This is a genomic window from Janibacter cremeus, assembly GCF_029395675.1.
Taxonomy (GTDB): domain Bacteria; phylum Actinomycetota; class Actinomycetes; order Actinomycetales; family Dermatophilaceae; genus Janibacter; species Janibacter cremeus_A.
Map to the genome: position 1 here is coordinate 249,019 of NZ_CP115184.1, position 18,439 is coordinate 267,457.

At 71.8% G+C, this 18,439-nt stretch carries 15 protein-coding genes and 2 tRNA genes; 13 read left to right on the forward strand and 4 right to left on the reverse strand.

Annotated features, from left to right (window positions below):
- Window positions 1–46: 46 nt before the first annotated feature.
- The 4 genes from O9K63_RS01125 to O9K63_RS01140 all read left to right on the forward strand — a co-directional run bounded on the left by O9K63_RS01125 (window position 47) and on the right by O9K63_RS01140 (window position 4,659).
- The gene (locus O9K63_RS01125) at window positions 47–1,147 is read left to right on the forward strand and encodes a branched-chain amino acid aminotransferase (RefSeq protein ID WP_277239961.1); all 1,101 of its coding nucleotides are present in this window, start codon (window positions 47–49) and stop codon (window positions 1,145–1,147) included.
- Window positions 1,126–1,956 (forward strand): HAD family hydrolase, encoded by an 831-nt coding sequence (locus O9K63_RS01130; RefSeq protein ID WP_277239963.1) that lies wholly within the window; start codon window positions 1,126–1,128, stop codon window positions 1,954–1,956. The genes O9K63_RS01125 and O9K63_RS01130 overlap by 22 nt, the downstream gene beginning before the upstream one ends.
- Before the next feature lie 321 nt (window positions 1,957–2,277).
- Window positions 2,278–3,861, forward strand: coding sequence for a citramalate synthase (gene cimA, locus O9K63_RS01135; protein WP_277239964.1), 1,584 nt, complete (start codon window positions 2,278–2,280; stop codon window positions 3,859–3,861).
- A gap of 99 nt (window positions 3,862–3,960) precedes the next feature.
- Complete coding sequence (locus tag O9K63_RS01140; RefSeq protein WP_277239965.1) at window positions 3,961–4,659, forward strand: GAF and ANTAR domain-containing protein; 699 nt, start codon at window positions 3,961–3,963, stop codon at window positions 4,657–4,659.
- Between the two features lie 56 nt (window positions 4,660–4,715).
- On the opposite strand, the gene O9K63_RS01145 is transcribed toward O9K63_RS01140, so the two are convergent.
- Entirely contained in the window at window positions 4,716–8,159 is a 3,444-nt protein-coding gene (locus O9K63_RS01145) for a bifunctional proline dehydrogenase/L-glutamate gamma-semialdehyde dehydrogenase (RefSeq protein WP_277239966.1), read from the reverse strand.
- Window positions 8,160–8,240: 81 nt separating this feature from the next.
- Here O9K63_RS01145 and O9K63_RS01150 point away from each other — a divergent pair, with 81 nt between their 5' ends.
- Together O9K63_RS01150 and O9K63_RS01155 are read left to right on the forward strand one after the other, a co-directional pair.
- Entirely contained in the window at window positions 8,241–9,392 is a 1,152-nt protein-coding gene (locus tag O9K63_RS01150) for a PucR family transcriptional regulator (protein WP_277239967.1), read from the forward strand.
- A 78-nt stretch (window positions 9,393–9,470) separates the two neighbouring features.
- Window positions 9,471–10,196, forward strand: a complete 726-nt coding sequence (locus tag O9K63_RS01155) for a TetR/AcrR family transcriptional regulator (RefSeq protein ID WP_277239968.1) — start codon at window positions 9,471–9,473, stop codon at window positions 10,194–10,196.
- Between the two features lie 16 nt (window positions 10,197–10,212).
- Here O9K63_RS01155 and O9K63_RS01160 read toward each other — a convergent pair whose 3' ends face one another.
- Window positions 10,213–11,091, reverse strand: a complete 879-nt coding sequence (locus O9K63_RS01160; protein ID WP_277239969.1) for a DUF1353 domain-containing protein — start codon at window positions 11,089–11,091, stop codon at window positions 10,213–10,215.
- On the reverse strand, window positions 11,088–12,011 hold the full coding sequence (locus tag O9K63_RS01165) for a 3-methyladenine DNA glycosylase (protein ID WP_277239970.1): 924 nt from the start codon (window positions 12,009–12,011) through the stop codon (window positions 11,088–11,090). Before O9K63_RS01165 ends, O9K63_RS01160 begins: the two co-directional genes overlap by 4 nt.
- A 153-nt stretch (window positions 12,012–12,164) precedes the next feature.
- Between O9K63_RS01165 and O9K63_RS01170 the strand changes: the two genes are divergently transcribed.
- From O9K63_RS01170 to O9K63_RS01190, 5 genes are all read left to right on the forward strand, one after another.
- Window positions 12,165–12,938 carry a fumarylacetoacetate hydrolase family protein gene (locus O9K63_RS01170; RefSeq protein WP_277239971.1) on the forward strand — a complete coding sequence of 258 codons (774 nt, stop codon included), beginning with the start codon at window positions 12,165–12,167 and terminating at the stop codon, window positions 12,936–12,938.
- A 9-nt stretch (window positions 12,939–12,947) separates the two neighbouring features.
- Entirely contained in the window at window positions 12,948–13,283 is a 336-nt protein-coding gene (locus O9K63_RS01175) for a YnfA family protein (RefSeq protein WP_277239972.1), read from the forward strand.
- 71 nt (window positions 13,284–13,354) lie between these two features.
- Window positions 13,355–14,896 carry a glutamate--tRNA ligase gene (gene gltX, locus O9K63_RS01180; RefSeq protein ID WP_277239973.1) on the forward strand — a complete coding sequence of 514 codons (1,542 nt, stop codon included), beginning with the start codon at window positions 13,355–13,357 and terminating at the stop codon, window positions 14,894–14,896.
- Between the two features lie 95 nt (window positions 14,897–14,991).
- Window positions 14,992–15,063: transfer RNA gene (locus O9K63_RS01185), tRNA-Gln, on the forward strand.
- 99 nt (window positions 15,064–15,162) lie between these two features.
- A tRNA-Glu gene (locus tag O9K63_RS01190) sits at window positions 15,163–15,235 on the forward strand.
- Window positions 15,236–15,483: 248 nt separating this feature from the next.
- Here the strand turns inward: O9K63_RS01190 and O9K63_RS01195 are convergent.
- The gene (locus O9K63_RS01195) at window positions 15,484–16,233 is read right to left on the reverse strand and encodes an IclR family transcriptional regulator (protein WP_277239974.1); all 750 of its coding nucleotides are present in this window, start codon (window positions 16,231–16,233) and stop codon (window positions 15,484–15,486) included.
- A gap of 121 nt (window positions 16,234–16,354) precedes the next feature.
- Here O9K63_RS01195 and leuC point away from each other — a divergent pair, with 121 nt between their 5' ends.
- Together leuC and leuD are read left to right on the forward strand one after the other, a co-directional pair.
- The gene (leuC, locus tag O9K63_RS01200; RefSeq protein WP_277239975.1) at window positions 16,355–17,764 is read left to right on the forward strand and encodes a 3-isopropylmalate dehydratase large subunit; all 1,410 of its coding nucleotides are present in this window, start codon (window positions 16,355–16,357) and stop codon (window positions 17,762–17,764) included.
- A gap of 9 nt (window positions 17,765–17,773) precedes the next feature.
- Window positions 17,774–18,382 (forward strand): 3-isopropylmalate dehydratase small subunit, encoded by a 609-nt coding sequence (leuD, locus tag O9K63_RS01205; RefSeq protein ID WP_277239976.1) that lies wholly within the window; start codon window positions 17,774–17,776, stop codon window positions 18,380–18,382.
- Window positions 18,383–18,439: the final 57 nt, after the last annotated feature.

Genomic DNA, 18,439 nt, shown 5'->3' on the forward strand with positions numbered 1-18,439 from the left:
AGGACTACCCTGCGAGGACCCGAACACCTGAGGAGTCGAGTCACCGATGACCGCTGAGCTCACCTTCGCAACCACCCGCCGCGAGGACCCCCTGCCTGCTGCCGAGCGCGAGACGATCCTCGCCAACCCGGCCTTCGGCACCACCTTCACCGACCACATGGTCACCGCCACCTGGACGAAGGCGAAGGGCTGGCACGACGGTCAGGTCCGCCCCTTCGGGCCGCTCTCCATCTCGCCCGCCGCGGCCGTCCTGCACTACGCGCAGGAGGTCTTCGAGGGCATGAAGGCCTACCGCCACGCGGACGGGTCCGTGTGGACCTTCCGGCCGGACCGCAATGCCGCCCGGATGGCCCGCAGCTGCGAGCGGCTCGCGCTGCCGGTGCTCTCCGAGGAGGACTTCATCGGCGCGATCCGCGCGCTCGTGGAGACCGACAAGGCGTGGGTGCCCGACTCCGGCACCGGTGAGTCCAGCCTCTACCTGCGCCCCTTCATGTTCGCCTCGGAGGCCTTCATCGGCGTCCGCCCGGCCAACGAGGTGACCTTCTCCGTCATCGCCAGCCCCGCCGGCGCGTACTTCCCCGGCGGCATGAAGCCGGTCCACCTCTGGCTCACGACGGACTACGCGCGCGCTGGCGAGGGCGGCACGGGTGCTGCCAAGTGCGGCGGCAACTACGCCTCGTCCCTGGCCGGTCAGCTGGAGGGCGCCGCGCACGGGTGCGACCAGGTGGTCTTCCTCGACTCCTCGACGCACACCTACATCGAGGAGCTCGGCGGGATGAACCTCTTCTTCGTCACCAGGGACGGCCGCCTGCGCACCCCCGAGCTCACCGGCTCGATCCTCGAGGGCGTCACCCGCGCCTCCATCCTGGAGATCGCGCCCCACCTGGGGCTGCAGCCGGAGGAGGCCCGCATCGGCATCGACGAGTGGAAGGACGGCGTCGCATCCGGTGAGATCACCGAGATCTTCGCGTGCGGCACCGCCGCCGTCGTCACACCCGTCGGCGAGCTGCGCTGGGAGGGCGGGTCCGTCGCGTCCACCGCCGGCGCCGAAGGGGGAGAGGTCACCCGATCCATCCGCCAGGCCCTGCTGGACATCCAGTACGGCGTCGCCGAGGACACCCGCGGTTGGATGACCCGACTGGCCTGAGGCGCGGCACCCCGCGCCTGATCGCGACCGACCTCGACGGCACGCTGCTGCGCTCGGACGGGACCGTCTCCGGGCGGTCCGTCGCCGCCCTGCGCGGTGTCGCCGAGGTCGGTCTCGAGACGGTGCTCGTCACGGCCCGCCCACCGCGGTGGCTCGACGAGCTCGCGCACGTCGTCGGCGCCCGGGGCGTGGCGATCTGCGGCAACGGCGCCTTCCGTTACGACGTCGCGCGCCAGCGGGTCTTCCGCGAGCGGACGATGGCCCGGGACGTCGTCACCGAGATCGTGCGCGACCTGCGCGAGCAGGTGCCCGGTACCGGCTTCGCCGCGGAGCGCTCGACCGGGCTGGCTGCGGAGAGCATGTTCGCCGCGATCCACGACCATCCCGAGGACCTCGTGACGACCTCGGAGATCGAGCTGCTCCGGGACGCGGCGGTCGGCAAGCTGCTCGCCCGCAACCCGCACCTGACGGACGAGGAGTTCATCGAGGTCGCGACGCAGGTCGTGGGGGACCGGGCGATCGTCGCCTTCTCCGGGGCCGGCGGGCTCGCGGAGATCTCCGCGCTCGGCGTCACCAAGGCCGCGGCGCTGCGCGAGTGGAGCGACGAGCTCGGGATCGCGTCCGAAGAGGTGTGGGCCTTCGGGGACATGCCCAACGACCTGCCGATGCTGCAGTGGGCCGGGCGCTCCTTCGCCGTGGCCAATGCCCACCCGGACGTGCTGACTGCGGTCACCGACCACTGCCCGGGCAACGACGAGGACGGTGTGGCCCGGACCCTCGAGATGCTCCTCGACGGTCTCGGTCCGTGAGCCGAGCCCGTCCACATGACGGACACCGGCGAGGCGACAGCGGTGCGGAGTGCGAGAGTGACGGCGTGATGCCACCGATGATGCCCCGCGCCGCTACCGCGGCCGAGCTCATTATCTAGGCGCGACGAGCCACCTGCTCGTCGCGCAGACCTCCCGCACCCGGGGGGTCTTTGCTTTTGTCGAGGAGCAGCCACCCGGCCGGGAGTCGACGAAGCATCGGGTCCCGAGCATCACCCTCGCGAAGGACCGGCGCGACGAGCAGGTGTCACCCACCGACCTCGGCGAGACGCCCCCTTCGCCACCGTCCGACGGAGAGCACCGATGACCACCGGATTCCACGTCTACGACACGACCCTGCGCGATGGTGCCCAGCAGGAGGGCATCAACGTCTCGGTCGCGGACAAGCTGGCGATCAGCCGCCTGCTCGACGAGCTGGGCGTGACCCACATCGAAGGGGGTTGGCCCGGGGCCAACCCCAACGACACCGAGTTCTTCGCCCGGGCCGGGGACGAGCTGGACCTGCGCAACGCCACGCTCGCCGCCTTCGGTGCGACCCGCAGGGCCGGCGTCGACGCCGCATCGGACCCGCAGGTGCAGGCGCTGCTCGACTCCGGCGCCGAGGTGATCACCCTCGTGGCCAAGATGCACCCCGGACACGTCGAGCGGGCGCTGCGCACGAGCGTCGCGGAGAACCTCGAGATGATCCGGGACACCGTGGCCCACCTGCGCTCCCACGGACGCACGGTGATGGTCGACGGCGAGCACTTCTTCGACGGCTACCTCCTCGACCGCGACTACGCCCTGGCGTGCGTCACGGCCGCCCACGATGCCGGTGCCGAGGTCGTCGCCGTGTGCGACACCAACGGGGGCATGCTGCCCGACCAGGTGCGCTCCGCGGTCGCCGACGTCATCGCGGTCACCGGAGCGCGTCTGGGCATCCACTGCCACAACGACACCGGGTGCGCGGTCGCCAACTCGATGGCCGCGGTCGAGGCGGGTGCCGACCACGTGCAGGGGACGATCAACGCCTACGGCGAGCGCACCGGCAACGCCGACCTGATCACCGTCGTCGCCAACCTCCAGCTCAAGCTCGGCATGGACCTCGTCGAGCCGCACCGGCTGCAGGACGCGACCCGCATCGCCCATGCGGTGAGCGAGGTGACGAACTTCCCGCCCTTCTCCCGTCAGCCGTACGTCGGCTCGGGGGCCTTCGCGCACAAGGCCGGTCTGCACGCGAGCGCGATCAAGGTCGACCCGGACCTCTACCAGCACATCGACCCCAAGTCGGTCGGCAACGACATGCGCATGCTCGTCTCGGACATGGCCGGCCGCGCGACCGTGGAGCTGAAGAGCCGCGAGTTCGGCGTCGACCTCGCCGGCGACGACGCGGCCCTGTCCCGCGTGCTGGCCAAGGTCAAGCAGCTGGAGCGGCAGGGGTACACCTTCGACGCGGCGGACGCGTCCTTCGAGCTGCTGCTGCGTCGCGAGCTCGACGAGGACGCACCCGAGTACGCCCGGGTCGAGTCCTGGCGGGTGATGATCGACGCCCGCGGTGGGGAGGACGCCCTGTCCGAGGCGACCGTCAAGGCCGTCGCGGGCGGGCAGCGCATCGTCGCGACGGGGGAGGGGAACGGGCCCGTCAACGCCCTCGACCACGGCCTGCGCCAGGCGCTCACGGTGGTCTACCCGGAGATCGAGGGGCTGGAGCTCATCGACTACAAGGTGCGCATCCTCGATGCCGCGCACGGCACCGACGCCACCACCCGCGTGCTCATCGAGACGAGCGACGCGCACACGTCGTGGACCACCGTGGGCGTCGCCGGCAACATCGTCGAGGCCTCGTGGGAGGCCCTTCTCGACGGTGTCACCTACGGGCTGATGCGCGCGGGCGTGCCCGCCCGCTGACCCCATCCGTCGTGCCTGGTCCGCCGTCGAGGCCTACGGGCCCGGGTCTACGCTGAAAGCGGTACCCGGTGCCCGGGGCCACCGTGATGCGGAGGAACCATGACCTACGACACCCTTCTTTCCGAAGCCCTCGTCGAGGCGTCCCGCGAGATCAACGCCCCCCAGGACCTCGAGGGCACCCTGGACGGCATCGTGGCCGCCGCCGCCCGGTCCCTCCCGAACATCGACCACGTCGGCATCTCGATCGTCCACCGAAGGGGGGACATCGAGACCAAGGCCGGCACCGACCAGCTGGTGTGGGAGCTCGACGCGTTGCAGTACTCCCTGGGTGAGGGGCCGTGCGTCCAGGCCGTCGAGTCCCAGCCGATCACCATCGCCAACCGGCTGCGGCACGAGACGCGGTGGCCCAAGTTCGTGCCACGCGCCGTGGCCATGGGGGTGCAGGCACAGATGGGCGTGCGGCTGTACGTCGAGCGGGAGACGCTCGGCGTGCTCAACCTCTACGCCACCGAGAGCGACACGATCGATGCCGACGTGGCCCACACCGCGGAGCTGTTCGCCGCCCACGCCGCCATCGCCCTGGGACGCGCCCGCCGTGAGGAGCAGCTCAGCGAGGCGATCGCCACCCGCAAGGCGATCGGTCAGGCGATCGGGCTGGTGATGGAGCGGTACCGGATCGACGAGGACCGTGCCTTCCAGTTCCTCGTCCGGGTCTCCACCACGAGCAACATCAAAGTCCGGGACCTCGCCGAGGAGCTCATCGATACCGCCAACGAGAACTACCGGCCCGGATCGTAGGCCCCGGGACCATCGGGCCACCGATGGTCCCGGGCCACGGCGGGCAGGGTGCCCCCTCAGGACGTCGCGACGTGCCCGAAGCGGTGGCGCGTGGTGCTCACCGCCTGCTCGCGCAGGAAGGGCAGCAGCTCACGGCGACCGGTCGCGAGGACCGGGCCGGTGATGACGTCCACCCCTGCGGCGACGAGCCCGTCGACGAGTGCGGGGGCATCCGTCCCGACGAGGCGCACCCGGGCGTGCTCGACCTGTCCGGCGCGGGCCAGGAAGGCCGCCTCGTCCTCGGCCTCGACCTGGACGTGGCCGAGGCTCCCGGGGAGCTTCAGCGCCGGGTCTGCCGAGACGAGCACACCCGCACCGGTGAGGGTGGCGGCGGCGACGAGGCGCACCACCTCGGCGACGGTGGTGCCGGCCCCGGCGCGCACGAGCACGTTCGGGTGCGGGCGGTAGCGGAAGACATTGGTCTCCACGACGAGCGCGCTCTTGTCGTGCTCGACACCGAGCTCGAGCGCCCACGCGGCGGCGTCGCTGGCGATCGCCGCCTCGAGCCACGGGCGGTCCGCCTCGGGCACCGTCGAGCCGAGTGCTGCCAGCTGTGCGTCGACGGTGCGACGCACCGCGGAGGAGGGGGTGGTCCCGTGGGTCGGGAGCCCGTCGGCACGCCACGTGCCCAGCTGGGCCACGTAGTTCGGCCCACCGGCCTTGGCGCCCGGCCCGATCGAGGAGGACTTCCACCCGCCGAAGGACTGGCGCTGGACGATCGCGCCGGTGATGTGCCGGTTGACGTAACCGTTGCCGACCTCGACGGCATCGGTCCAGTACCGGATCTCGGACTCGTCGAGGCTGTGCAGGCCACCGGTGAGGCCGAAGTCGGTGGCGTTCTGCAGCTCGATCGCCTGCTCCAGCGAGTCGGCCCGCATCAGGCCGAGGACCGGGCCGAAGACCTCGGTGAGGTGGAAGAAGGAACCGGGCGCCACCCCTTCCTTGACTCCCGGCGACCACAGCCGACCGGTGTCGTCGAGCTGCCGGGGCTCGACCAGCCAGCTCTCACCGGGCTCGAGGGTGGTCAGCGCGCGCAGCAGCTTGTCGCTCGGCGGCTCGATGACCGGCCCCATCCGGGTGCCCAGGTCGCTGGGCCAGCCCACGGCGATCGAGGTGACCGCGTCGACGAGCTGGCGGCGGAAACGTGGCGACGTGGCGATCGACCCGACGAGGATGCCGAGCGAGGCGGCCGAGCACTTCTGGCCCGCGTGCCCGAAGGCCGAGGAGACGAGGTCGGCGACGGCGAGGTCGATGTCGGCCGAGGGCGTGACGACGAGGGCGTTCTTGCCCGAGGTCTCACCGAGCACCCGGGCGCCCTCCTCGCGTCCGGCGCGCCACCCGGCGAAGAGCCGGGCCGTCTCGCTCGCCCCGGTGAGCACGACCGCGTCGACGTCCTCGTGGGAGACGAGCCGCTGGCCGACCTCGTTCTCCTCGGTGCGCACCACCTGCAGCACGTCGGTCGGGACACCGGCGGCGTGCAGCGCGGCGACGGCCTCCTCGACGCACCCGGGCGTCTGCGGCGCCGGCTTGATGATCACGGCGGACCCGGCCGCGAGCGAGGCGAGGACACCACCGATCGGGATGGCGACCGGGAAGTTCCACGGCGGGGTGATCAGCGTCAAGGCGAAGGGGGTGAACCGCGCCCCGTCGGTCATCGGCCCGTCCTCGAGCTCGAGGGCCCGGTCGGCGTAGTAGCGCGCGAAGTCGACGGCCTCGGAGACCTCGGGGTCGGACTCGGCGACGGTCTTGCCGGCCTCGGCGGCCATGACCGACACGAGGGCCTCCCGGCGGGCGTTGAGCTCGCGGGCGGCGTCACGCAGGATCGCGGCGCGCTCCTGCGCGGGACGCGCGGCCCAGCCCTCGTGCGCCGCACGCCCGGTGGCGACGACCTCCTCGACGTCGGCGACGACGTCCAGGTGGCGCGAGGTCAGCTCGGGCATCGGCTGGGCGACCGCTCGGGCGGCCCACTCGCGGTGCTCGGCCAGGGCCGGGTCGGCGTCGGGGGTGTTGGCGAAGGTATCGCCGATCGGCGCGGGCTCGACGAGGCGGCGCGGGCCGGTCGGGGTCGCCCCGATGGCCTCGACGCTCGCGCGGAAACGGGTCTCCTGATCGGGCATCGCGGCGGAGTCGTCCGAGAAGAACGCGTGCAGGTAGTTCTCCGGGGAGGCGTTCTCCTCGAGGCGGCGCACGAGGTAGGAGACCGCGGAGTCGAAGTCCTCCGGTGCGACGACCGGGGTGTAGAGGATGACCGTGCCCACGTCGTCGCGGACCGCGCGGGCCTGCGCCGGCGACATCCCCTGCAGCATCTCGATGTCGAGGGCGTCCTCGACGCCTCGGGACTGGGCGAGCAGGTGCGCGCTCGCGACGTCGTAGAGGTTGTGCGAGGCGACCCCGATGCGCACCCCGGCCGCGACGCTGTCAGCACGCAGCGCGCGCTCGACGCAGCGCAGGTAGTTCGCGTCGACGTCACCCTTGGTGGGGTAGGGGGCCTGCTCCCAGTCGTGCATGACGGCCTCGACCTTCTCCATGGCGAGGTTGGCGCCCTTGACCAGACGGATCTTCACACCCGCGCGGCCCTGGGCCCGGCGCTCGGCGGCGAAGGCGATGAGGCGCTCCATCGCGGGGAGCGCGTCGGGCAGGTAGGCCTGCAGGACGATGCCGGCCTCGAGGTCGTGGAAGTCCGGCTCGGAGAGGATCGCCATGAACAGCTCGAGCGTCATCTCGAGGTCGCGGTACTCCTCCATGTCGAGGTTGACGAAGGCGTGGGGGGTGGACGCCTTCGCCGCGGCGTACAGGGGGCGCAGCCGCTCGACGCAGCGCTCGACTGTGCCGGGGGTGTCCCACACGCTGATCTGGCTGACGAGTGAGGAGGCCTTGATCGAGACGTAGTCGACGTCGCCGCGCTCGAGCAGCTCGCGGGTGCGCCGGGTGCGGGAGGCGGCCTCGTCCTCGCCGAGGACGGCCTCGCCCAAGAGGTTGATGTTCAGGCGGAACCCGTCCTCACGGGCGGCAGCGAGGTGCCGACCGAGCTTCGGGTCGTTGGCGTCGACGAGCAGGTGGCCGACCATCTGCTTCATCCGCGCACGGGCGGCGGGGACGACGACCTTCGGCGCGATCCGGGCGACCGTCGCGCCGAGGCCGAGCAGACCGCGGTCGATCGGGCCGAGGAAGGAGGTGGCGTCCGCGGCGGTGATCTGGCTCAGGGCGTTGGCCGCGGCCTTGTCGTCCTCGGGGCGGGCGACGCGGTCGACGAAGAAGACGGCCAGGTCCAGGCCGCCACCGGCGTCGGAGAGCAGCGCGGCCAGCTGGCCGGTCGTCTGCGCCTCGCGCTTGGTCTGCCCGGCGTGGGCGGCAGCGGCCCAGCGCTCGGCGAGGGCGACGGCGTCCTCGACGAAGGGGGTCAGGGCTGCGGTGGCCGGGTGGGCGCCGGAGGCGGTTGCGGTCTCGGATGCCGTGGTCATCCTCCGACGGTAGGGCTGCCGGGTGTCGGGCACCACAGACAACTGCCACGTCTTGGACCGATCTCGTCATACAGTTGTCCAATGGACCTGCAGGAGCTCGTGGACGAGGCCTCGGCGATCCTCGAGGCCCCCGTGACGCTCGAGGACCGCGGGCTGCGCCTGCTCGCCTTCGCCGCCCACGACGCGGGCGCCGACCACGTCCGGGTCGAGACCGTCCTGGGTCGTGGTGCCGGGCCGCGGACGCGGGAGTGGTTCGAGTCCTTCGACATCGCCCGGGCGCGCGGGCCGGTCCACGTCCCCGCGCACCCGGAGCGCGAGATCGCCGCGCGCCTGTGCCTGCCGGCGCGCGCCCGTGGCGTCGTCCGCGGCTACCTGTGGGCGGTGGAGCCGCCGGAGGGACTGGCGCCCGAGCGCGTGCGGGCGGCCCAGGCCCTCGCGGCCCGTGCGGGCGAGGTCCTGGCCCGGGCCACCTCGCGCCGGAGGGAGACCGAGCGGCTGCTCCTCGACCTCCTCGAGACGGGTGCGGAGGGGCGCGGTGGCATCGCGCGCGAGCTCGCCGACGACCTCGCGATCGCGAGCACCGCGTCCGTCGTCTGCGCCGTCCTCGGCGGGGCGCCCGGTGTGCGGCTGCAGGCCGATCAGGTCCACGGGCCCGGGGGAGTGCCGCGCGACGTCGGGGTCGCCGAGCGCTCCGGGGACCTCGTCCTGCTCGTCCCGGCCGAGGGCCCCGGCTCGCCGGTGACGGACGTCGTCGAGTCCGCGATCGCCGCCCTGGCCCGTCTCGGCCTGCCCGGGGTCGTGGCCGGCGTCGGGGGCGAGGTTCCCCTGCGCGATGCGGTCGTCTCGGACCGGCGGGCGCGCGCCGCCCTGCGCGTCGTGCGTCCGAGGAGCCGGGCACAGCCGAGCGGCCCGGCCGCCACACGGGTGCACGCCTGGGACGCGCTCGGGGTGACGCGGCTGCTCGGCGGCCGCGCCGCGGACGAGCTCGTCGAGGCCGTGCGCACGCCCGCGGTCACGGCGCTCCTGGACGGTCCCGAGGAGCTCGTCGAGACGGCGTGGGTGTACCTCGAGGAGGCGGGGTCCGTGGCAGCGACGGCCTCCCGCCTCGGGCTGCACCGGCAGAGCGTGTACCACCGGATCCACCGCATCGAGGCGCTCACCGGGCTGGACCTCTCGCGTGGACGGGACCGCCTCGAGCTCCACCTCGCCCTCGTCGTCCTGCGCACGACATGAGCCGGTCGCGGTGCAGCACCCCTTCAGGAAGGCGGCATAGACTCGGGCCGAATACCGCTCCCTGTCAAGGAGGTTGCCATGGTCGATGCCGGATCGGGACCCGACCGGGTCGGCATCACGCGACGGGAGCGGATCCAGGAGCGTGCGCTGGGCGAGATCCTCGACGCCGCGCGTGACGAGCTGCGTCTGCACGGCCCCAGCGGGGTGACCATGCGGGCCGTGGCGCGGGCGGTCGACATGACGCCGTCGGGTCTCTACCGGCACGTGTCCGGGCACGACGAGCTGCTCGGGCTGCTCGCCGCCGACGCCTACGAGGGGCTCGCCTCGGTGATGGCCCAGGCGCGCGCCAGCGCGCCGGAGACGGACCACGCCACCGCGTGGTACCGCGTGGCGATGGCGATGCGCCAGTGGCACTTCGCCCACCGGTCCGAGTACGAGCTCCTCGTCTCACCCCGGCTGATCACCGTCGTCCCGGACCGGCTGCAGGAGGCCGCCGGCGGGGCGCTCGAGATGCTCGCACGCATCGTCGCCGACGCGATCGAGTCCGGACAGCTCGACCCGCAGGCCTCGGCCTTCCCGGTGACGTCGGCGCGCGCGAGCGAGGACCTCCCGGCAGCCGCACGGTCGATCTCCCTGTCGGCGCTGGCCTCGCTCGCCGGGCACGTCGGCTTCGAGGCCAGGGGATTCCTCGGGGCGACGGACATGGACCCCCAGGAGTACTTCAGCGCCTACCTGCGCGGGCTGATGAAGCTCATGGGATTCGTCGTCGAGCCCGGTCCGCTCGTCATGCCCGACCTGCACTGAGGTCGGGCCGCAGCGCTCAGATCGCCCCGATCAGGACCCCGCCCGCGCCGAGCGCGATGATCGTCCCGATGGCGAGTGCCACCCCGGGGGACGTGGCGCAGAGCCACTCCAGCGCACGGTAGAGGCCGGTCAGTGCGGCCACGGCGATGGTGACGTGCAGCAGCAGCGCGAGCCCCGTGCCGGCGATCATGCCCGCGATGCGGAAGCGTCCCCACAGCTGGGCGAGGAGGAGTGGTACGGCGACGGCGCCCGCCGCCCCCGTGAGCAGCCGCACCCACAGCGCACCCTCACCCATCCACGGCACACCGCCGACGACGTCCAGCAGGTCGGGCGTGGTCCACAGCCCGAGCACGGTGAGCACCAGCAGGGTGCCGACGGACGTCACCCGCCAGCGCCACTTCTCGATGCCCGACCAGGTCAGGTCGCCCAGGGCCATGACCGCCAGCGTCGTCGCCGTCCACATCAACCAGCGCCGGACGATGCCGGTGCCGGTGTCGGCCATGGCATCACGGAAGACCCGGTTGGCCTCCTCGAAGTCGACCTCCGCGCCCTCGGTGCTGATGTGGGTCGGCGCCTCCTCCGGTGGGTGGGGGACCAGTCCGTCGTGGAGCAGCGCGGCCGGCAGGTGGCGGCCGGTGCGCGGCACCAACCACGCGAAGACGGACGGTACGGACGCCAGGTCCGTGGTGAAGGTCCCCGGGTCCGCTGGGACGAGCAGCTCGCCGAGCCGACGGTCGAGGTAGGCGATGCGCCGCACCATCCGGAAGTCGTCGGGCTCCTCCATCCCCTCCGTGCGCTCCAGCGCGACGACCGGGGGCGCGCTCGGGTCGGGGGCCTCCTCGAGCGTCCCCCCGTCGTAGAAGCGTCGGACCTGTGGCGCCAGCTGCTGTGTCACGGGTCCAGAGTGGCAGCGGCCGGTGACGGTCGGGACCCGACGCGCTCCGTGAGGTCCTCGAGGACGTCGAGGAGGCGGCGGCGCAGGGCGTTGGAGCGCGCGGTGAACCCGCGCTGCCGCTCCACGTACTCGGCCTTGCCCGCCGACGTCTCGATCGCCACCGGCGCGATGCCGACGTCGGACAGGTCGTACGGCGAGGCGGCCATGTCCAGCTCGCGGATCTCCCGGGCCAGCTCGAAGGCCGCGAGCGTCAGCCCGGACGGGACCGCGGGGGCGAGCTTGAAGCACCACTTGTACAGGTCCATCCCCGCGTGCAGGCAGCCCGGCTGCTCGAAGGCCACCTGGTCCTCGCGGGTGGGGCGAAGGGAGTTGCGCCCCACCGCGTCCGGGGTGAAGAAGCGGTAGGCGTCGAAGTGACTGCACCTGATCCGGTTGTCCTCGACGACGGCATCCGTCTCGTCCTGCGACAGGCGGAGCGGGAGCTGCTCGTGGCGCTGCTCGCCCGGGGCGAGCCGGTAGACCATCGCCCACTCGTGCAGCCCGAAGCAGTCGTGCGCCGCCGGGCGCGACAGCGTCGCGCCGAGCAGGCCGTGCACGAAGCCGACGGTGCGCCCCCTTCGCTCCATGACGGAGTCGATGTCCAGGCGCGCGGTGCCCTCTGCGTCCACGACGTACCCGGGACGCTCGCCGTACACGTCCGCTGCGTCGGCCAGGGCCGTGCCCGCACCGGGGTGCCACCGCCGCAGGTGCGTGGGGCGGTGGCGGTAGTACTCGAAGAGGAAGTCCTCGACCGGGTGGCGCTCGCCGCGCTGCCGACGCTCCCGGTGGCCGGCGGTCAGGCGGTCGACGCCTGCCGCGTGCTCCTCGGCCAGCGTGAGCCACTGCGCCCGCGGAAGCGTCCTCTTGACCGGCGTGCCCACCCCACCACCGTAGATCCACGATCTCGAGGCTCCGGCCGCGGGCGGCCTGCGCACCTCGATCACCTGGTTCTGACATGTCCCACGCTCCCTGAGGTGTGAGTCCGCGAAGCGGGCGAACCTCGAAGGGAGGAACCGATCGCCTAGTGTGGTGCTGTGCGCATCGCGAGGTACACGGAAGGTGACGAGCCGGTCTACGGGCTCGTCGACGGTGGCGGGACGAAGATCGCCGAGGTGAGCGGGGACCCGCTCTACCAACGGATCGAGCTGACCGGCAGGACGACGACGGTCGACGAGGTGCGTCTGCTCGCGCCGGTCATCCCGCGCAGCAAGATCATCGGCATCGGGCGCAACTACGCCGACCACGCGGCGGAGATGGGCACCGAGGTCCCCGAGGAACCGCTGATGTTCCTCATCCCCAACACCGCGGTCGTCGGGCCGAACGACCCCGTCGTCATCCCGCCGATCACCTCCCTGGTGCACTACGAGGGCGAGCTCGCCGTGATCATCGGGCGGATGTGCAAGGACATCTCGCCCGAGGAGGCGAAGAAGGTCGTCTTCGGCTACACGATCGCCAACGACGTCTCCGCCCGCGACCTGCAGCGTGGCGACGGCCAGTGGGCACGGGCGAAGGGCATGGACACCTTCTGCCCGCTCGGGCCGTGGATCGAGACCGACCTCGACCCGCAGGACGTCTCCGTCGTCACCCGCCGTGACGGCGAGGTCGTCCAGGACGGGCACACCCGCGACATGGTGCACCAGGTCTTCGACCTGATCAGCCACTGCTCCAAGGCCTTCACCCTGCTGCCCGGTGACATCATCCTCACCGGCACCCCCGCCGGGGTCGGGCCGGTCGAGGCGGGGCAGCGCGTCGAGATCGAGATCGAGAACATCGGGACGCTGTCCAACCCCTTCGTCGCCGCGGAGTGAGCGACTGACGTGGACGTCGCCCGCTCGGTCCCGCTCTTCGTGCTCGCCGCGCTGCTCGAGATCGGCGGCGCGTGGCTGGTGTGGCAGGGGCTGCGCGAGCACCGCGGGTGGCTGTGGATCGGTGCGGGGGTCGTCGCCCTCGGGCTCTACGGCGTCGTGGCCACCTTCCAGCCCGATGCGCACTTCGGGCGAATCCTCGCCGCGTACGGCGGGGTCTTCGTCGCCGGGTCGCTGCTGTGGGGGATGGCCGTCGACGGCTTCCGACCCGACCGCTGGGACGTCACCGGCGCCCTCGTCTGCCTCGCCGGCGTCGCCCTGATCATGTACGCGCCGCGCTCGGCCTGAGGAGGGAGGGGCGCCCCCCTTCGCCCTCCGACGCGGGCCCGCCACCGCGGCGGCGATACGATCGGCCCATCATGAGCAGCTCCTCCGCAGACCCCACGTCCACCGCCCCGCGACTGCGTGTCGCTCCCTCGCCGACGGGGGACCCGCACGTCGGCACCGCCTACATGGCGCTGTTCAACCTCGCCTACGCGCGACAGCAGGGCGGCTCCTTCGTCCTGCGCATCGAGGACACCGACCGGGCGCGGTTCAACGAGACGAGCGAGCAGCAGCTCTACGACACCCTCGGGTGGCTCGGCCTGACCTGGGACGAGGGCCCGGACGTGGGTGGCCCGTACGCGCCGTACCGGCAGAGCGAGCGGCTGGACACCTACCGCCCCTATGTCGAGAAGCTCATCGAGGACGGGCACGCCTACCACTGCTGGTGCTCCAGCGAGCGGCTGCAGGCGATGCGCGAGAAGCAGCAGAAGCTGAAGCTGCCCACCGGCTACGACCGCATGTGCGTCGGGAAGACGAAGGAGGAGCGCGCGCAGCTCGAGGGCTTCAACGAGACCCCGGTCGTGCGGATGCTCGTGCCCGACGACGCGCCGACGACCTTCGAGGACGTCATCCGGGGGACCGTCTCGGCGCCGGTGCCCGACGACCAGGTCATCCTCAAGGGCGACGGCTTCCCGACCTACCACCTGGCCGTCGTCGTCGACGACCACGAGATGGGCATCACCCATGTCGTGCGCGGCGAGGAGTGGATCTCCTCCACGCCCAAGCACGTGCTGCTGTACCGGTGGCTCGGGCTGGAGCCGCCGAAGTTCGCGCACATGCCGCTGCTGCGCAACCAGAACAAGTCGAAGATCTCCAAGCGCAAGAACCCGGAGGCCCGCCTGACCTGGTTCTCGGAGCAGGGGTACCTGCCCGAGGCCGTCGTCAACTTCCTCGGCCTGCTGGCCTACCCGCCGGCGAAGGGGGAGAGCGGCGAGGACGTCGAGAAGTTCACCATCGAGGAGTTCACCCGCGTCTTCGCGTGGGACAAGGTCAACACCGTCGGCCCGATCTTCGACCTGAAGAAGCTCGACTGGCTCAACGGCGCGTGGATCCGTGGGCTGGACCTCGACGACTTCGCGGCGCGGTTGCTGCCCTTCCTGCAGGCCGACGGCGTCCTGGACGGGAACCCGGGCCAGGATGAGCTCGCCCGGCTGAAGAGCATCGCCGAGCAGATCCAGACGCGGATCAACCTGCTCACCGAGGCGACGCCGCTCGTGCGCCCGTTCTACGTCGCGGACGCGGACCTGGAGATCGCCGAGGACGCACGCCAGGGCCTCAAGGACACCGCGGGGGAGGTGCTCGACGCCGCGCTCGCCGCGCTCGAGCCGCTCACCCTGCCGGAGGGTGCGCTCGGGGAGAACCGCGAGGGCAACCAGTGGCACGCCGCCGAGATCGAGCGCGTGCTGCGCGAGGCGATCGTCGACGGGATGGGCATCAAGCCGCGCCTGGCCTTCGGCCCGCTGCGCACGGCCGTGTCGGGGCAGAAGGTCAGCCCGCCGCTCTTCGAGTCGATGGAGATCCTGGGCAAGGAATCCACGATCACCCGCCTGCGGAACCTGCGCGCGTCCCTGGCCTGAGGCTCGATTTGGGTGGGGCGTCTCGGGGCGGGTAGTATCACCACTCGGTTCACAGGCCGCGCGGACTTCGGTCCGAAGGGTCGGTGATACCCCCTTGGGGTATGGTGTAATTGGCAACACGGCTGATTCTGGTTCAGTTGTTCTAGGTTCGAGTCCTGGTACCCCAGCGCTGAGAGTGGCTCTGTCACTCGATTTCGGAGAAGAGCCCCCTTGTGGGTAAGGTTCTCTCCGTTGCCCAGCCGGTCGCCGGTCGGGAAACAGCAGATGGCCCCGTTGTGTAGTGGCCTAGCACGCCGCCCTCTCAAGGCGGTAGCGCGGGTTCGAATCCCGTCGGGGCTACATCGAGCAAGGCCCCCGTTCCTCGGAACGGGGGCCTTTGTCGTGCCCGGGGCGGTTGTGTGCCCGTTGAGGTGTGACGAGCGGCAGCGGACCCCCGAAGCGTGGTGGCGTCCCCCTTCGCCCTCTCGGCTCCAGCCTGACGTCGCTGTTCACGCTTGGCCCACGTCCTACCGTGGGCCAAGCGTGAATTTCGACGTCAGGCGGGCGGATCGACACGGGCCGATGGGCGAAGGGGGCGCCCCCCTTCGTCACTCGGTGTCGCGGTCGGCAGCCTCGGCAGCGCGGGCGTGCTTCTCCAGCACCTCGGTGAGCTTGTTGGCGCCGGCGATGACCGTCGCGGCGTGCAGGCGGCCCGGCTGGCGGGAGAGGCGCTCGATCGGCCCGGAGATGGACACGGCGGCGATCACGCGGCCGGAAGGGGAGCGCACCGGGGCGGAGACCGAGGCGACACCGGCCTCGCGCTCGCCGACGCTCTGCGCCCAGCCGCGGCGGCGCACGCCGGAGAGCATGGTCGCGGTGAAGGCGGCCTCGACCAGACCGCGGTGCAGCCGATCGGGCTCCTCCCACGCGAGCAGCACCTGTGCGGCGGAGCCGGCGTGCATCGTCAGGGTCGCGCCGACCGGGATGGAGTCGCGCAGGCCGACCGGGCGCTCCGCGGCGGAGACGCAGACGCGGTGCTCGCCCTGGCGGCGGAAGAGCTGGGCGGACTCGTTGGTGTGGTCGCGCAGCGCGCCGAGGACGGGACCCGCGGCGACGAGGAGCTTGTCCTCGCCCGCGGAGGCGGCGAGCTCGCCCAGACGCGGGCCGAGGACGAAGCGTCCCTGCATGTCGCGTCCGACGAGCCGATGGTGCTCCAGCGCGACGGCGAGCCGGTGCGCCGTCGGTCGGGCCAGTCCGGTGGCCGCGACCAGCTGCGCGAGGGTCGACGGGCCGGCCTCGAGGGCCCCGAGCACGACGGCGGCCTTGTCCAGGACGCCCACTCCACTTCCGTTGTCCATGGAGTGATACTGACATCTCATTTCCTGAGACGCAAGATATCGTGGGTCCGACGGCATGCGAATGTCGGTCGACAGACACCGTGCACATCTGTGGCACACCGCATGGGATGAGGATGAGGACATGGCTGGAACGCTGGCCGAGAAGGTGTGGGACGCCCACGTCGTCCGTCGCAACGAGGGCGAGCCCGACCTGCTCTACATCGACCTGCACCTCCTGCACGAGGTGACGAGTCCGCAGGCCTTCGAGGGGCTGCGCCTCGCCGGTCGGCCCGTCCGCCGTCCCGATCTCACGCTCGCGACCGAGGACCACAACGTCCCGACGACGCCCGGCCCCATCACCGACCCGGTGAGCAAGATCCAGGTCGAGACGCTGCGCGACAACTGCGCCGAGTTCGGGGTGAAGCTCTACCCGATGGGCGATGCCGAGCAGGGCATCGTCCACGTCGTCGGTCCGCAGCTGGGGCTGACCCAGCCCGGCACGACCGTCGTCTGCGGCGACAGCCACACGAGCACCCACGGTGCCTTCGGTGCGCTCGCCTTCGGCATCGGCACCAGCGAGGTCGAGCACGTCCTGGCCACCCAGACGCTCTCGCTCAACCCCTTCAGGACGATGGCGATCAACGTCCACGGCGAGCTGCAGCCGGGCGTGACGGCGAAGGACATCATCCTCGCGGTCATCGCGAAGATCGGCACCGGCGGCGGCCAGGGCTACGTCCTGGAGTACCGCGGCGAGGCCATCGAGGCCCTGTCGATGGAGGCCCGGATGACCGTGTGCAACATGTCGATCGAGGCCGGCGCCCGGGCCGGCATGATCGCCCCGGACGAGACGACCTTCGCCTACCTCGAGGGCCGCGACCACGCGCCGGCCGGCGTCGACTGGGACGCCGCCGTCGAGAGCTGGCGGCAGCTGCGCACCGACGACGACGCCGTCTTCGACGCCGAGGTCGACATCGACGCCTCGACGTTGACCCCCTTCGTCACCTGGGGGACCAACCCCGGTCAGGGGTCCCCGCTGTCCGAGGCCGTCCCGGACCCGGCGGCCATGGCCGACGAGGACGCGCGCTTCGCTGCCACGAAGGCCCTGGAGTACATGGACCTGACCGCGGGCACGCCGCTGCGAGAGATCGCGATCGACACCGTCTTCGTCGGTTCGTGCACCAACGGCCGCATCGAGGACCTGCGCGCCGCGGCCGAGATCGTCAAGGGCCGCCACGTGGCCGACAGCGTGCGCATGCTCGTGGTGCCCGGGTCCGCCCGCGTGCGCCTGCAGGCGGAGGAGGAGGGCCTGGACACGGTCTTCACCGAGGCGGGCGCCGAGTGGCGTCTGCCCGGCTGCTCGATGTGCCTGGGCATGAACCCCGACATCCTCTCGCCGGGGGAGCGGTCCGCCTCGACGAGCAACCGCAACTTCGAGGGACGCCAGGGGAAGGGGGGTCGCACCCACCTCGTCTCCCCGCTGGTGGCCGCGGCCACCGCCGTGCGCGGCACCCTGTCGAGTCCCGCCGATCTCGACGACGTCGTCGGAGCCTGAGGAGCAGCCATGGAGAAGTTCACGACGCACACCGGCACCGGTGTCCCGCTGCGCCGCAGCAATGTCGACACCGACCAGATCATCCCGGCCGTCTACCTCAAGCGGGTCTCGCGCACCGGGTTCGAGGACGGCCTCTTCGCCGCGTGGCGAAATGACGAGACCTTCGTGCTCAACCAGCCCGCGTACCGCGACGGCTCGGTCCTCGTCGTCGGTCCCGACTTCGGCACGGGCTCCTCGCGCGAGCACGCGGTGTGGGCGCTGAAGGACTACGGCTTCAGGGTCGTCATCTCCTCCCGCTTCGCCGACATCTTCAGGGGCAACTCCGGCAAGCAGGGCCTGCTCGCCGCGCAGGTCGCCCAGGACGACGTCGAGCTGCTGTGGAAGTACCTCGAGAACACCCCGGGCGCGGAGATCACCGTCGACCTGACGGCGAAGACCGTTGTCGCGGGCGACATCACCTGCGCCTTCCACGTCGACGACTACACCCGCTGGCGCCTGATCGAGGGGCTCGACGACATCGGCCTGACGCTGCGCCACGAGCAGGACGTCACCGACTTCGAGGCATCGCGCCCCAGCTGGAAGCCGACGACCCAGCCCGCCCGAGTCGAGAGCTCCTGACGAACCTCGTTGGGGCACAACAGCGCTCGTCGGTCGGCCCGCTCCCGCCGCCGGCGC